The sequence below is a fragment of the Neptunicoccus cionae genome (genome assembly GCF_014643735.1).
In the GTDB taxonomy this organism is placed as follows: Bacteria; Pseudomonadota; Alphaproteobacteria; order Rhodobacterales; family Rhodobacteraceae; genus Amylibacter; species Amylibacter cionae.
In genome coordinates, this window is record NZ_BMKA01000008.1 from 97,463 (window position 1) to 111,238 (window position 13,776).

Here is a 13,776-nt window from a genome sequence, read left to right on the forward strand (position 1 = left end):
CTTCTCCTTACCAGCTCGATTTGACCATGCCAGGAATCTGGCCGTCAGACGCCAATTGGCGCAACGCGATCCGGGACATTTTCAGTTTACGATAATACGCCTTTGGACGACCGGAAACTTGGCACCGGTTGTGAAGACGAGTGGCGGAGGAATTGCGGGGAAGTTCCGCAAGTTTCAGGCGCGCCTTGAAACGCTCCTCCATAGGGAGATCCATGTTTGTCGCGATTTCTTTCAGCGCGGCACGTTTGGCAGCATATTTCTCTACCAGACGTTGACGCTTCAGTTCGCGTTGGATCATTGCAGCTTTAGCCATGATGTTTTCTCCTGTCCGCGATCAGTTTGTGAAAGGCACGTTAAAGTGCTTCAACAGACTTTTCGCTTCCGCATCTGTGTTCGCATTCGTGTTGAAAGCGATGTCCATGCCCCACATTACGTCAACTTTATCGTAGTCGATTTCTGGGAACACGATGTGCTCTTTCAGACCCATGGCATAGTTGCCACGGCCGTCGAAGCTTTTGCCGGATACGCCGCGGAAGTCGCGGATACGAGGCATTGCAACTGTGACCAGACGATCAAGGAATTCATACATCTGATCGCCACGCAGCGTGACTTTCACGCCCAAAGGCATGTCTTCACGAACGCGGAAACCAGCGATGGATTTCTTCGCCTTGGTAATCACAGGCTGCTGACCGGCAATTGCGGCCATATCAGCTACTGCAGAGCGGATTTTCTTAGAGTCGTTTACAGCTTCACCGACACCCATGTTCAGCACGATTTTCTCGAGCTTTGGGATCATCATGTCGTTCTTGTAACCGAACTCTTCTTTCATGGCAGCGCGGATGGAATCCTTATACGCAGCCTTCAGGCGTGGAGTATAATCAGCCATTGATCACTTCTCCCGATTTTTTGGCAAAACGAACTTTCTTGTCGCCGTCCATTTTGAAACCAACCCGTGTCGGGCCGCCATCTTTAGGATCGATCAAAGCAAGATTGCTCAGCTGGATCGGCATCTCGGTTGGTACGCGACCACCCTGAGAGTTCTGTGTCTGGGCTTGGTGACGGATCGCCACGTTAACGCCAGAAACGATTGCCTTGCCAGTGGACGGGTTCAAAGACGAAATCTCGCCCTCTTTGCCTTTGTCCTTGCCAGCCAGCACGATGACCTTGTCACCTTTACGCAGTTTAGCAGCCATTACAGCACCTCCGGCGCAAGAGAAATGATCTTCATGAAGTTCTTGGAACGCAGTTCACGGACCACTGGGCCGAAAATACGTGTGCCAACAGGCTCACCAGCGTTGTTCAAGAGAACGGCAGCGTTACCGTCGAAACGGATTGCTGTGCCGTCTTCACGACGGACTTCTTTGGCGGTGCGCACAACAACTGCCTTGCGAACTTCACCTTTTTTCACGCGACCGCGTGGAATGGCTTCTTTCACAGAGACAACAATAATGTCGCCCACGGAAGCGTACTTCCGCTTGGAACCGCCCAGAACCTTAATGCACTGAACACGGCGAGCGCCGCTGTTGTCAGCTACTTCAAGATTGGTCTGCATCTGGATCATGGTAGATACTCCGACCTTTGGGGACCTAAATGCAGTCTAGGCCCCAGGGTTTCGATTAACTGTTGGTTACAGCAGAGCCTCAGGAGGCGTCTGACAGAACTTCCCAGCGTTTGGTCTTCGAAACTGGCGCACATTCCTGAATGCGGACTTTGTCACCAATTTTGAATTGCTCATTCGCATCGTGAGCCCGGTATTTCTTGGACTTACGGATGGTCTTTTTCAGAACCGGATGCGTGAAACGACGTTCAACAGAAACTGTTACAGTTTGTGCATTCTGGTCGCTGGTCACAGTGCCGGTGAGGATACGCTTAGGCATTGATCACACTTCCTTATTCAGCTGCTGCTTCAGCAGCTTTTTGGTTCAAGATTGTATTCACGCGCGCAACCGAGCGGCGAACAACGCGTACACGTGCAGTGTTTTCCAGCTGGCTTGTGGCCGCTTGAAAACGCAGGTTGAACGCTTCTTTCTTAAGATTGACAAGCTCCGTACGAAGCTCATCCGGGGTTTTGCCCCGAAGTTCGTTGGCATCCATAGCCATTTCCTTTTTTCAACATCATTGGCAGGCCGCATAGACGCATACTTTCGCATGCACATACGTCACCCTGATTCCAATGGAGTGGATGATGAACGCGCTCTATAGGTTGGATAAGGCGGGCTGGCAAGCCTTTTATCTTGGGGCCGGTGCCACGCCCCTTCTTAACGGGACTTTCACCGCTGTGCAATCCTGCGGAAGCGGCAGTCAGATGCGAGCCGCTTGCTGAAAACAATCTATTTCCTTACCGGATTTCTGCCCTTCGAAATACTCGGCAAGGTAGAGTGATCCAACGTTTCCGCCGCTTGAATTACTTTTAGAAAATTAAGGTTACGTTATGATTTACGGCTTATTGAATTTACTGGGCGCTGGTCTCTGTGATTGACAGTTCGAGTGATTCCGGAACAACGGAAACCGAAGACACAGGCGATACGCCGGTGATGGAAGACGGCACGCTGACAGGCACAGACGGTGTGGTTATGCAGGACCTCGCCGGATTTGAAGGTGTGAAACAGGTTATTGCTGAAGGCGGCGATGATGTTGTGACACCGCCTGCGGATGACACGCTGCTTGCGGAAACCGAAATCTACGGCGGCGGCGGGGATGACCTGTTTGATGTGACGATCAGCTATGGCAATCTGCATATTCCGACTGGATCAAGTGATGGCGCACAAGAAGTGGCGAGCATCGGTGACTTTAACGGAGAACAGGATTCGCTGGTGATTAACCTTCAGCGGGACAGCGAATATTCCGATGGTCCCGTGAATGAGGATACGACCTATACCGGCCTAAGCGTTGAAGAAGGCGGAACAGTGGATGATCCGACCGCGGCGGTCATCCTCAACTTCGTTAATGCCGGAGGCGATCCCTTCGATGTTATCATCGCGCTGGAAGGCGGTCCCTTCCCTGCGGCCTCTGACATTACCGTCAACTTATGATCTTGCGGCAAGGGGCGCGGTTTGCCCCGCCCTGCCCTAACCAGCGGCCCGTTCCGCCGCGCGACGTGCCAGTACATCTTCCTGACGCAGCCATTTGTATTTCTTGTCGCCAGCAACGGTCCCCCAATACAACGGTCCGCCAAAGCGCCAAGGGTCAAGGATGATCGATTCTTCCATCGTGCTGCCGATACGCCCGATCAGAACTGTGGAATGATCAATCCGGAAGGCCACATCAGAGTTGGCAATGGCACGGTGCAGTTCCAGCGTCTGGAAATTCTCAGCCGCCAGTCTGTTTTCCGTATCTTCGGCCCAATGCCAGCACAGCCCGCGCGGGCGAGTCCCTGCATTCACTTTGGTGTTGTGGATCAACGGCGGGTCGGTGATCCCGTATTCCACCGCCAACTTGCGGGGATAGTGAAACGCGATATAGGCGGCGCGGGCGGCCTCCTCTGGGTCAATATTCGGTCCCAACGCAAGGATGCTCGCCTCCAGCGCGGCGACTTCGGATTGCTGCACGGCAGGCAGACGATCCGGCGGCGGTGTGCCACAGGCCGCAAGGAACAGGGTGAACACCAGCGCGAAAGCGGAAAAGAAACGGCTAAAAATGGAACTGCCCCCAAGTCTTGGTCTTTATAATCTCGATAGATTTCGGCGCAGGCTAGCAATCCCCTGCCAACCTGTCGAGAGTTGCCGCCATCACAAAACCGCCAATTCGGCAGGCTCAGTCCGCGTCAACCAGCGCATAGTTAAAGCTGACGGAAATACGTTCCTCATCGGACATATTCATTGGCACCTCATGGCGCAGCCAACTTTCCCACAACAGAACGTCCCCCACCTTGGGCGCCACATAATGGAACGGCTTCATGCCCGTTGCCGCGTCCTTCTTGCGGGTCGGTGCGGCCATCATCATCGCCAGACGCGGGTCTTCAAATTTGATCGCACTGGCATCTGATGGCATCGCCACATAGGTTGTGCCACTGATCGCGGAATGGGGGTGGATGTGGGACGTATGGATCCCCCCTGTCGGCAGAATATTGATCCAAAGACTGTCGAGCCGCAGGGCGCGCCCTTCCAGATCAAAGGCCAGATCTTCAGAAAATGCAGCCACATGGGCATCCAATGCAGCGACCAGATCTTTGAAGATTGGAAAGCGCCACGGCAGATCGTCTAGGCTCGCGTAGCTGGTGTAACCGGGGAAATCATTCTCCTCGCACCAGTCCTGTCCTGCCTCGTCATCCTCGGCGATGGACAGGCAGGTGGCCTCCAGCTCATCAGGGTTAATGGCAGCGCCAAGCTCGGTCAGCTGGGCGCGGTAGAGGCGGGTCACGAAGAGGGAATCAATCTGGCTCATCCTGTGTGCATAGCGCAGCGATTGGCGCGGGCCAACGCGCTTTATCGGGCGGACTGTGCGGTTTTGCGCGACGATCCCGTCAGAACCGCTGCAAAGCCGACCAGCAGGACCATCACACAAATCTGCAAAAGCTGCTCGTATTTGTGGCCCTCGATCAACAGCATGGCCACCAGTTCGTTGCCCCGCAGGAAATATGCCGCAGCGCCAAGCATCGCGGCCGCGAAAGCTGCCAGATAGGCCCAAGCCGCAATCTGCCGCCCGCCGATCAATCCAACCAGCAGCACAGGCGTCAGGAACATGGAGGCCGTGCCAGATACCGCCACCGCGTCAAACAGGCTTTGATTGCCCCAAAGCGTCAGCGCCGCGCCAAGCATGGCAAACACCAACATCGCAATCCGCCCGCTGGCAATGGTGCGACGGGCGAGCCCGAGCTCCTCCACCACCAGCCGCGCGGCGGAAGACAGCGCGGAATCAAGCGTGGACAGGGCCGAAACCAGAAGCGACACCATCAGGGCGCTGAACACCCAAGACGGCAACATCTGTGCCCAAGTCCCAAGAAGCTGGTTTTCATAGGCCGCCCCTTCCAGCGCCGCCTGAATACCAAAGAGCCCGAAAGCGACGATACACAGGGCAGAAATCCAGAAAGCGTGCAAAAAGCTGCGCCGCGTGGTTTGGGGATCACTGACAAAGCCGCGATCCATCATCACCGGATCATGAACCGGATAGGAAAACACCTGCAAGAAGGCCACCAACAGAAGAACCCAACCGTTGTAGCCACCAGACACGCCAGTAGCGGTTAGCGTTTCCATCGGATCAAAAAACGCGCTGGTCACAAGGCATATAAATGCCGCCCCGAACACCACCAGAAACACTAGCATCTGAACCACATCACTGCGCAGGGCAGCGCTTAGCCCGCCCCAAGCGGAATAGGCGAGCGCCAACAATCCCACCGCGATGACTGCGTAATCCTGATAGCCGGACATTTCCGGCAGCACTGCCGTGAAAATCAGTCCCACCACAAGCAGATTGGCAAATACCTCGGACAACAGCCGCAAGGCGATCACCAGATTATAACAGGCAGTGCCCTGATTGCCGAACCGGTCTGTTAACCAGTCCTGCACCGACCGTGCGCCGCTTGCCCGCAGGCGCGCCACAATGAATCCGCCGGTCAGAAAAGACCCGTAATAGGCCGTGTAGGCCAGCACACCGGCGATACCGTAATAATACCCGAGGATTGCCGCGTTCATCAGCGATCTGGCAAAAATCCACGTCGTCACCTGACTGAGCACCAGCGTCCAAAGCGCAGGTTGCGCCCCCGTTCCGGTCTGCCCGCCATAGAAGCTCGCGACGGTAACCCGTCTAGGGGCTGCCAGAAGGCTTGCGATGACAATAAGGGCGAAAATTCCCAAGATAGTATAGGCCTGCATGGCGTTCTCCGGCGGTTGCCTTATTCGCCTAGCAGGGTCTGTCATAACGCTCCAGTAACGTCACGGTGAACGGATTGAAGTCTTTTTCGTCCCTAGGTTTTGCTGGCTCTCGTGGAAGACACCTCTGGTCATCTGTGTAAATCGGGGGCAGTGTTAACCTATGCCTATTAAAGAAACCTTTCCAATTGACCAGATCCGCGTTCCGGTAAAACGTAAGAAGACGCTTGAACCGGCGAAGGTGGACGCGCTGGCAGAGGATATTCTGGAAAACGGCCAGATCACCCCGATCCGCGTGCGTGAAGGCAAAACCGGCGGCTACGTCCTGATAGAAGGCTATCACCGGCTGGAAGCACTACGTGCGCTCGGCGAGGAAACTGTAGAGGGCTAAGAGGTGCATGCTCGTCTGCATTAACCAAACCGCCCCCCAATAGACACGAATTAATTTAAAATACCGAAGACTATTATGACGAATACCCCCCAAACGCTCGGCGAAGCATTGAACCGCCTTACCATCACCCCCCCAGCCCCGTGGCACATCGCACTGCGACGGTTGGCCATTCTGCTCGTCAGTCTGATTGCAGCGATTTTTGCTTATAAGGTCTTTCAGCACAAAGCCGCACCGCTGATCGCTCTGGCCGTTACGCCCCTGCTGTCAATGCTCTTCCCGCTCCGGCACAGCCAGCGGCGGCACTGGTTGTTAAAACTTGACAGGCACGGCTTGCTCCAACACTTGCAGTTGGACGCCAAGACCGCAGTGTTCGATGGAAGCAACATTTATCATCTCGGCTTAAAGCAGAACGTCGGCCCGCTTCCGCTGCGTGCATTGGCAGACCGGTTGCGCGAAGAAGGCTACCGGATCGTCTGCTTTTTTGATGCGAACATCTATTTTACCCTGCGCGACAACGGGAATATTCCCCCTCGCAGCGGCAGGTTCCATCCCAACATGCTGTGCGATGCTTTCGGGCTGTCAGCGCTTGAAATTTACGTTGTTCCCAAAGGTGTCCAGGCCGATAAATTCATCGTCGAAACCCTGTCTCATCTGCCCATATCCTTTGCCGTCACAAATGACAGGTTCCGTGACTACGAAGCACAATACAGCCTGCTGCGGGAGAGCAATGACTGGCGCAAGGGTGTCACCTTGAAGGGCGGCACCATCCAGCTTTACCAGCATCGGTTCAACCCCCCGCTGGAGCTGTCGGCCCAAAAGCGAAAAACCCCCCGACCGGCAGGTCGGAGGGTTTAAAATCCTATCGTAGGTCGGGCTTCAGCCCGACACCACTTACCAGTCTTCGCGTTGAACGACGCGGGTTTTAACCGGCAGCTTCATTGCAGCAAGGCGCAGGGCCTCACGTGCAACAGCGTCGGAAACACCATCGATTTCAAACATGATCCGGCCCGGCTTAACTTTGGCTGCCCAAAATTCAACGGAACCTTTACCTTTACCCATCCGAACTTCGGTAGGTTTTTTGGTTACTGGCAGATCAGGGAAAATCCGGATCCAAACACGGCCCTGACGTTTCATGTGACGTGTCATCGCGCGGCGAGCCGCTTCGATCTGACGTGCAGTGATCCGCTCGGGTTCGATAGTTTTCAGGCCATAAGACCCAAAGTTCAGATCGGAACCGCCTTTGGCCAGACCGTGGATACGGCCCTTAAACGCCTTGCGGAATTTGGTACGCTTTGGTGAAAGCATCTCTCTGTCTCCTTAGCGACGAGGTGGACGCGATGGTCCGCCTTCTTGCATTTCAGCCTGACGACGTTCACGGGCGGATGGATCGTGCTCCATGATCTCGCCTTTGAAAATCATTACTTTGATGCCGATGATACCATAAGCTGTCAGACCTTCGGCCCGTGCATAATCGATGTCCGCACGCAGTGTGTGCAGCGGAACGCGACCTTCACGATACCATTCAGTCCGCGCGATTTCAGCACCACCCAGACGGCCGGCACAGTTGATACGGATACCAAGGGCACCCATACGCATCGCGTTTTGAACAGCGCGTTTCATGGCACGACGGAAAGACACACGACGTTCCAGTTGCTGTGCAACACTTTCGGCAACCAGCTGCGCATCCAGCTCTGGCTTGCGAACTTCAACAATGTTGAGGTGCAATTCAGAGTCTGTCAGGTTGGACAGCTTCTTGCGCAGTGTTTCGATGTCAGCACCTTTTTTGCCGATGATCACACCCGGACGAGCCGAATGGATTGTCACGCGGCATTTCTTGTGCGGACGCTCGATGATCACACGTGCGATACCTGCTTGCGCGCATTCTTTCTTGATGAATTCGCGAATTTTCAGGTCTTCGTGCAACAGATCGCCGTATTCTGCCTTATTGGCATACCAGCGGCTGTCCCATGTGCGGTTGACTTGCAGACGGAAGCCAATTGGATTGATCTTCTGACCCATTATGCTTGCTCCTCTGCTGGCTGACGCACCAGAATAGTGACTTGTGCGAAAGGCTTCAGGATGCGGCCATAACGACCACGTGCCCGAGGACGTCCACGCTTCATGACAAGGTTCTTGCCGACGTAGGCTTCTGCAACGATCAGTTCGTCAACATCCAGACCGTGGTTGTTCTCTGCGTTGGCAATCGCGGATTGCAGCGTCTTGCGAACGTCTGCGGCGATGCGTTTCTTGGAGAACGTCAAATCGGCCAGAGCTTTTTCAACTGGTTTGTTGCGGATCAATTGCGCCACAAGATTCAGCTTTTGAGGGCTGGTTTTCAGCATACGAGAAACGGCAAACGCTTCGTTCTCTGCTACGCGACGGGGGTTCTTAGACTTTCCCATGGCTTACTTCCGTTTCGCTTTTTTGTCCGCAGCGTGCCCGTAATAGGTGCGCGATGGGGAGTATTCACCGAACTTCTGGCCGATCATGTCTTCTGACACGTTGACGGGAATGTGCTTTTTGCCGTTGTAAACGCCAAAAGTCAGACCCACGAACTGTGGCAGGATCGTCGAACGACGAGACCAGATTTTGATTACTTCTTTGCGGCCGGATTCCCGAGTCTTTTCTGCTTTCTTAAGCACATAAGCATCGACAAAAGGGCCCTTCCATACTGAACGAGGCATCTGTTAACGACCCTTCTTCTTGGCGTGACGGGACCGGACAATGTATTTGTCCGTGGTCTTGTTGCTGCGGGTGCGTGCACCCTTTGTAGGCTTACCCCAAGGCGATACAGGGTGACGACCACCGGATGTACGACCTTCACCACCACCATGCGGGTGATCAACAGGGTTCATAACCACACCGCGCACGGAAGGACGGATGCCTTTGTGACGGTTGCGGCCAGCTTTACCGAAGTTCTGGTTGGAGTTGTCGGGGTTGGAAACCGCGCCAACTGTGGCCAGACATTCCTGACGAACGAGACGCAGCTCGCCCGAGGACAGGCGGATCTGTGCGTAGGAACCGTCACGACCAACGAACTGAGCGTAAGTACCAGCAGCACGGGCGATTTGACCGCCTTTGCCTGGCTTCAGCTCGATGTTGTGGATGATTGTACCAATTGGCAGACCTGTGAACGGCATAGTGTTGCCCGGCTTCACGTCAGCCTTTGCCGAAGAGATCACCTGATCACCAATAGCCAGACGCTGTGGTGCGATGATATAGGCCTGCTGGCCGTCTTCGTATTTGATAAGTGCGATGAACGCGGTCCGGTTCGGGTCATATTCGATCCGAATTACCGTGGCCGGTACATCCATTTTGTTGCGTTTGAAATCAACGATACGGTACAGGCGTTTCGCCCCACCGCCCTTGCGACGCATCGTGATCCGCCCGGTGTTGTTACGTCCGCCGTTCTTGGTCAAACCCTGTGTGAGGGCTTTGACCGGACGGCCTTTGTACAATTCCGAACGGTCGATCAGTACCAGTCCACGCTGGCCCGGCGTCGTTGGTTTATACGACTTAAGTGCCATTCTTACTGTCTTCCGTATATAGCGCAGGCAAACGAGCCTGCTATGGTTAAGGACCCCGAAGGTTCCAGAGTATAGGCCCCCGAAGGTGCCCGAAGTGCGGTTGGCAAAAAACTGTTCGCCAAAAACAACAACGCCCCAGACGAATCTAGGACGGTGCAGATGGTGGCTTTTAGGAAAGAGGCGGCTTTGGGTCAAGGGTTAAAGGGGAAGAGCCAGCTAGAAACAAGCCGTGCCAGCGCCGACCCGCGGGGTGGCGCTCCGCACGTCAATGACGACCCCTTTATCCCGCCAAATTCCAACATCCTATCAGAGCCGCACCGAACCCATCCATAGCGCCGCCCCAAAGGGGCGGGTCGGCGCTGGCACGGTGGCCTGCGGCCTTGATTCCGCGCTTGAAATAAATCTTCTTTTAACAGCGTAGCTCTCTTTTACAGCTTGAACTTCTTAAGTTCCTCGTAGTTCGCATCTGAAGCGATAAATGTTACTAAGAATTCAACCCATCTATCAGAATAGGTATAGTCACCATGTGCCTCGTGGTAGATACAATAGTCTTTGTTTGTATTTTCAGGCTGAGCCACACTTGGCCTTGGTCGAATATCAAACTTCCTCCAAGCTTGTGTATGATTGTGCATTGTAAATGCCCTACCAGATTGTTGCCGCACCAAATCTGCGGCAACACCTGCTTTGTTTGGATAAAGTTTGTCAGAAATCTCGTTCTTTATTAGAACTTTACGAACTTCTTCCGCATCCTCGTCAGTTGGATGGACAAACTTGATGTGAGACTTTGACTTAGTTGAATTCTCAAATGTGTAGACTACACGGAAACGGTACTCGATGTCTGACAACCGATCTTCACCTAGGCCGTCGTCGATTTCTTTTTCCAATGCGCTGATATGTGCTGGAACTTCATATTTTTGAACTTGAGTGAGTTGATCAAAGTCCATTTTGGCAAATTGTAGGGAAAATGATAAGTCGTTACTCAGCGCTTTGTCAGCTCCAAATAGTTCGCAGATTGTTTTATCAAAGTTCAGGCAACACGCTTGAAAAATGGATAGAAATCGAATGTCTGACCGTCTGAAAAGAGTGTGTTCAACAGTATCTCTTATCCTTTTAAGGCTTTCTAGATTATCCTTTATGCCTTGGGAAATAGGGCAATCACTTCTAGTTGTCATTTGGCTCAGCAGTAACGATCGCCCATCGCTTTGAATAATAGGAACGCCTTTTCGCTCATAATATTCGTGTAGTAAATATGTCCAAGCTATGTTGGCCTGTACCGCAAAAACCTCGGCTTTAAATCTTAAAGTTGGGCTATTGAATACTTGAACCGCCAAAAGCATCGCTTCGCGAGCTCGGATTAGTCTTTCATCTTCATAAAGATTCAAGCCGGTCTGAGGATCAAAAGCCTTTTTTTTCAGCTTGTAAAATTCAAGCGCCTCATCACTGGCAGCTACAATTGTATTATCCCGCTTGACTTCTGTAATCCGCGCCGAATTTATCGTTGCTTTGCGCCCAATATTGACGAGGGCTTGAATATCTTGATTGCGCTCACTCTTTGCCAAAAAACCTTTTACAACCTTTTTTTCTTCAGCAGTTAACGCACCTTCTGCTCGCCTAATCATTATTTGCCCCAAAAAATATTTTCAATATTCCAACAAACATGCTTTAGCAGAGAATAATATTCAACTTTCAAGAGAGTAATTTTTAGCCCCCCAACAAAAAAGCCCCGGCTTCACAGCAGGGGCTCTCTCAATTTCAAACCGTAGGTCGGGCTTCAGCCCGACACACGCAAGATCGGCTTAAAGACCGGTAGACACGTCGATAGTGTTACCTTCTTCCAGCGTCACATAAGCCTTTTTAACGTCTTTGCGTTGGCCCAGTTTGCCGCGGAACCGCTTTACCTTGCCTTTGGTGATGGTTGTGTTCACAGCCTTCACCTTGACATTAAACAGGCCTTCAACAGCCTCTTTGATTTGCGGTTTGTTCGCGTCGATTGCCACTTCAAAAACAACAGCGTTATGCTCGGAAGCCATTGTTGCTTTTTCGGTGATGATCGGCTTGCGGATCACGTCGTAGAGTTCAGCTTTATCGCTCATTTCAAACGAGCCTCCAATGCTTCAACGCCAGCTTTGGTCAGGACCAGAGTGTCGCTTTTCAGGATGTCATACACGTTGGCACCTTGGCTTGGCAGAACGTTCACACCGTCGATGTTGCGGGCGGCCAATGCAAAGTTTGCATTCACTTCCGAACCGTCAACGATCAGCGCGCGCTTCCAGCCGAGGTTTTTAACAGCCTTCGCCAGATCACCGGTTTTGGCAGTTGCCATATCGGCGTTGTCCAGAATGACCAGTTCACCAGCAGTCATCTTTGCAGACAGTGCGTGACGCAGTCCCAGCTTGCGGAACTTTTTGGTCAGGTCGTGTGCGTGGCTACGAGGTGTCGGGCCTTTGTAAACGCCACCACCGCGGAAGATCGGAGCCGAGCGAGCACCGTGGCGTGCGCCACCTGTACCTTTTTGGCGATAGATCTTCTTGGTGGAATAGCTGACTTCGGACCGTGTCTTAACTTTGTGTGTCCCTTGCTGGCGTTTGGCCAGTTGGTAACGCACAACACGGTGCAGAATGTCTTTACGTGGCTCCAGGCCAAAGATCGCCTCGTCGAGGTCGACCGAGCCCGCTTTACCAGCGTCCAGTTTGATCACGTCGAGTTTCATTCTCCGCCTTCCTTCTTCTCAGCGTCAGCAGCAATTTCTGCTTCGGCAGTTTTCAGAGCAGCTTCTTCAGCGGCAGCAGCTTCGGCAGCGGCAGCTTCGGCTGCTGCGGCTTCTTCAGCAGCGGCTTCGGCAGCAGCTTCTTCAGCGGCTTTTGCAGCAGCAGCAGCGGCAGAGCGCAGTGCGGCAGGCAGAATGGCACTTTCAGGGAACGGCTTCTTGACCGCATCCTTAACAGTAACCCAGCAGCCTTTGGACCCGGGAACCGCGCCTTTGATCATCAGCAGACCGCGTTCGCTGTCTGTTTTAACCACTTGCAGGTTTTGGGTTGTCACGCGGGCAGCACCCATGTGACCGGCCATTTTCTTACCTTTGAAAACCTTACCAGGATCTTGACACTGACCCGTGGAACCGTGCGAACGGTGAGAGATGGACACACCGTGTGTCGCCCGCAGACCACCAAAGTTCCAACGCTTCATCGCACCGGCAAAACCTTTACCGATGGATGTACCGGAAACGTCCACGAATTGACCCTCAAAGTAGTGATCAGCGATGATTTCTTCGCCAACTTCGATCAGGTTTTCAGGGGACACGCGGAATTCCGCGATCTTCCGTTTTGGTTCTACCTTAGCAGCAGCAAAGTGACCGCGCATCGCTGCGGATGTGCGTTTTACTTTTGCAGCACCGGCACCCAGCTGAACAGCTGTGTAGCCGTCTTTTTCGCCAGTGCGTTGTGCAACAACTTGCAGGTTTTCCATTTGAAGAACGGTTACAGGAACCTGTTTGCCGTCCTCCATAAACAAGCGGGTCATGCCCAACTTCTTTGCGATAACTCCAGAGCGCAACATATTATTCATGCCCCCTTAAAGCTTGATCTCGACATCCACACCAGCAGCAAGATCGAGCTTCATCAGCGCGTCTACTGTTTGTGGAGTCGGGTCAACAATATCAAGCAAACGCTTGTGTGTACGGATTTCAAACTGCTCACGAGATTTCTTGTTCACGTGTGGACCACGCAGAACAGTGTATTTCTCGATGTGGTTAGGCAGCGGGATAGGACCGCGTACCTGCGCACCAGTCCGCTTGGCTGTGTTTACGATTTCCTGTGTGGACGCGTCCAGCACACGGTAATCAAACGCTTTCAGCCGAATGCGAATGTTTTGGCTTTGCATATTCATGCCTTTCAAGATTGAGAGGAGGACCGGGCACCATTGCCCAGCCCTCGTCGAACCGGTTAGTTAATTAGTCGTTGATTTTGGAAACAACGCCGGAGCCAACAGTGCGACCGCCTTCGCGGATCGCAAAGCGCAGGCCTTGTTCCATAGCGATTGGGGCGATCAGTTC

General features: G+C 53.3%; 23 protein-coding genes. 3 read left to right on the forward strand and 20 right to left on the reverse strand.

What is annotated here, in order from left to right; all coding sequences use genetic code 11:
• Positions 1-7 precede the first annotated feature (7 nt).
• From rpsN to rpmC, 6 genes are all read right to left on the reverse strand, one after another.
• Positions 8-313 (reverse strand): 30S ribosomal protein S14, encoded by a 306-nt coding sequence (gene rpsN / locus IEX10_RS18080; protein ID WP_069301450.1) that lies wholly within the window; start codon positions 311-313, stop codon positions 8-10.
• A gap of 21 nt (positions 314-334) precedes the next feature.
• Positions 335-886 carry a 50S ribosomal protein L5 gene (gene rplE, locus IEX10_RS18085; protein WP_188678531.1) on the reverse strand — a complete coding sequence of 184 codons (552 nt, stop codon included), beginning with the start codon at positions 884-886 and terminating at the stop codon, positions 335-337.
• Positions 879-1,193: a 50S ribosomal protein L24 gene (gene rplX, locus IEX10_RS18090; protein ID WP_188678533.1), complete on the reverse strand. Its 315-nt coding sequence runs from the start codon at positions 1,191-1,193 to the stop codon at positions 879-881. Before rplX ends, rplE begins: the two co-directional genes overlap by 8 nt.
• On the reverse strand, positions 1,193-1,561 hold the full coding sequence (gene rplN / locus IEX10_RS18095; protein ID WP_101657466.1) for a 50S ribosomal protein L14: 369 nt from the start codon (positions 1,559-1,561) through the stop codon (positions 1,193-1,195). Before rplN ends, rplX begins: the two co-directional genes overlap by 1 nt.
• Before the next feature lie 79 nt (positions 1,562-1,640).
• Positions 1,641-1,877 carry a 30S ribosomal protein S17 gene (gene rpsQ / locus IEX10_RS18100; protein WP_188678535.1) on the reverse strand — a complete coding sequence of 79 codons (237 nt, stop codon included), beginning with the start codon at positions 1,875-1,877 and terminating at the stop codon, positions 1,641-1,643.
• 13 nt (positions 1,878-1,890) lie between these two features.
• Positions 1,891-2,094 (reverse strand): 50S ribosomal protein L29, encoded by a 204-nt coding sequence (rpmC, locus tag IEX10_RS18105; RefSeq protein ID WP_188678537.1) that lies wholly within the window; start codon positions 2,092-2,094, stop codon positions 1,891-1,893.
• Positions 2,095-2,471: 377 nt separating this feature from the next.
• On the opposite strand from rpmC, the gene IEX10_RS18110 reads away from it, so the two are divergent.
• A complete protein-coding gene (locus tag IEX10_RS18110) occupies positions 2,472-3,032 on the forward strand; it encodes a hypothetical protein (protein WP_188678539.1) in 561 nt (186 codons plus the stop codon).
• Between the two features lie 36 nt (positions 3,033-3,068).
• On the opposite strand, the gene IEX10_RS18115 is transcribed toward IEX10_RS18110, so the two are convergent.
• The 3 genes from IEX10_RS18115 to IEX10_RS18125 all read right to left on the reverse strand — a co-directional run bounded on the left by IEX10_RS18115 (position 3,069) and on the right by IEX10_RS18125 (position 5,810).
• A complete protein-coding gene (locus IEX10_RS18115) occupies positions 3,069-3,605 on the reverse strand; it encodes a hypothetical protein (protein WP_308420718.1) in 537 nt (178 codons plus the stop codon).
• Between the two features lie 148 nt (positions 3,606-3,753).
• Positions 3,754-4,383, reverse strand: a complete 630-nt coding sequence (locus tag IEX10_RS18120; protein WP_188678541.1) for a 2OG-Fe(II) oxygenase family protein — start codon at positions 4,381-4,383, stop codon at positions 3,754-3,756.
• Between the two features lie 41 nt (positions 4,384-4,424).
• A complete protein-coding gene (locus IEX10_RS18125) occupies positions 4,425-5,810 on the reverse strand; it encodes an SLC5/6 family protein (RefSeq protein WP_188678542.1) in 1,386 nt (461 codons plus the stop codon).
• A gap of 160 nt (positions 5,811-5,970) precedes the next feature.
• On the opposite strand from IEX10_RS18125, the gene IEX10_RS18130 reads away from it, so the two are divergent.
• Both IEX10_RS18130 and IEX10_RS18135 read left to right on the forward strand, forming a co-directional pair.
• Entirely contained in the window at positions 5,971-6,198 is a 228-nt protein-coding gene (locus IEX10_RS18130; RefSeq protein ID WP_188678545.1) for a ParB N-terminal domain-containing protein, read from the forward strand.
• Positions 6,199-6,273: 75 nt separating this feature from the next.
• The gene (locus IEX10_RS18135; protein WP_188678547.1) at positions 6,274-7,053 is read left to right on the forward strand and encodes a hypothetical protein; all 780 of its coding nucleotides are present in this window, start codon (positions 6,274-6,276) and stop codon (positions 7,051-7,053) included.
• 36 nt (positions 7,054-7,089) lie between these two features.
• On the opposite strand, the gene rplP is transcribed toward IEX10_RS18135, so the two are convergent.
• The 11 genes from rplP to IEX10_RS20130 form a co-directional block, all read right to left on the reverse strand.
• On the reverse strand, positions 7,090-7,503 hold the full coding sequence (rplP, locus tag IEX10_RS18140; protein WP_188678549.1) for a 50S ribosomal protein L16: 414 nt from the start codon (positions 7,501-7,503) through the stop codon (positions 7,090-7,092).
• A gap of 12 nt (positions 7,504-7,515) precedes the next feature.
• Entirely contained in the window at positions 7,516-8,217 is a 702-nt protein-coding gene (gene rpsC / locus IEX10_RS18145) for a 30S ribosomal protein S3 (RefSeq protein WP_069301441.1), read from the reverse strand.
• On the reverse strand, positions 8,217-8,600 hold the full coding sequence (gene rplV, locus IEX10_RS18150) for a 50S ribosomal protein L22 (protein WP_069301440.1): 384 nt from the start codon (positions 8,598-8,600) through the stop codon (positions 8,217-8,219). The genes rpsC and rplV overlap by 1 nt, the downstream gene beginning before the upstream one ends.
• Positions 8,601-8,603: 3 nt before the next feature.
• Positions 8,604-8,882 carry a 30S ribosomal protein S19 gene (gene rpsS, locus IEX10_RS18155; RefSeq protein WP_188678551.1) on the reverse strand — a complete coding sequence of 93 codons (279 nt, stop codon included), beginning with the start codon at positions 8,880-8,882 and terminating at the stop codon, positions 8,604-8,606.
• Between the two features lie 3 nt (positions 8,883-8,885).
• On the reverse strand, positions 8,886-9,725 hold the full coding sequence (rplB, locus tag IEX10_RS18160; protein ID WP_069301438.1) for a 50S ribosomal protein L2: 840 nt from the start codon (positions 9,723-9,725) through the stop codon (positions 8,886-8,888).
• A gap of 428 nt (positions 9,726-10,153) precedes the next feature.
• Positions 10,154-11,344 carry a DUF3644 domain-containing protein gene (locus IEX10_RS18165; protein WP_188678553.1) on the reverse strand — a complete coding sequence of 397 codons (1,191 nt, stop codon included), beginning with the start codon at positions 11,342-11,344 and terminating at the stop codon, positions 10,154-10,156.
• Positions 11,345-11,521: 177 nt separating this feature from the next.
• Complete coding sequence (locus IEX10_RS18170; RefSeq protein WP_188678555.1) at positions 11,522-11,818, reverse strand: 50S ribosomal protein L23; 297 nt, start codon at positions 11,816-11,818, stop codon at positions 11,522-11,524.
• Positions 11,815-12,435: a 50S ribosomal protein L4 gene (gene rplD, locus IEX10_RS18175; protein WP_069301435.1), complete on the reverse strand. Its 621-nt coding sequence runs from the start codon at positions 12,433-12,435 to the stop codon at positions 11,815-11,817. Before rplD ends, IEX10_RS18170 begins: the two co-directional genes overlap by 4 nt.
• A complete protein-coding gene (gene rplC, locus IEX10_RS18180) occupies positions 12,432-13,280 on the reverse strand; it encodes a 50S ribosomal protein L3 (RefSeq protein WP_188678580.1) in 849 nt (282 codons plus the stop codon). Before rplC ends, rplD begins: the two co-directional genes overlap by 4 nt.
• 15 nt (positions 13,281-13,295) lie before the next feature.
• Positions 13,296-13,604: a 30S ribosomal protein S10 gene (rpsJ, locus tag IEX10_RS18185; protein ID WP_069301434.1), complete on the reverse strand. Its 309-nt coding sequence runs from the start codon at positions 13,602-13,604 to the stop codon at positions 13,296-13,298.
• A 70-nt stretch (positions 13,605-13,674) separates the two neighbouring features.
• A partial coding sequence (locus IEX10_RS20130) for an EF-Tu C-terminal domain-related protein (protein WP_229678659.1) occupies positions 13,675-13,776 on the reverse strand: 102 nt, incomplete at its 5' end.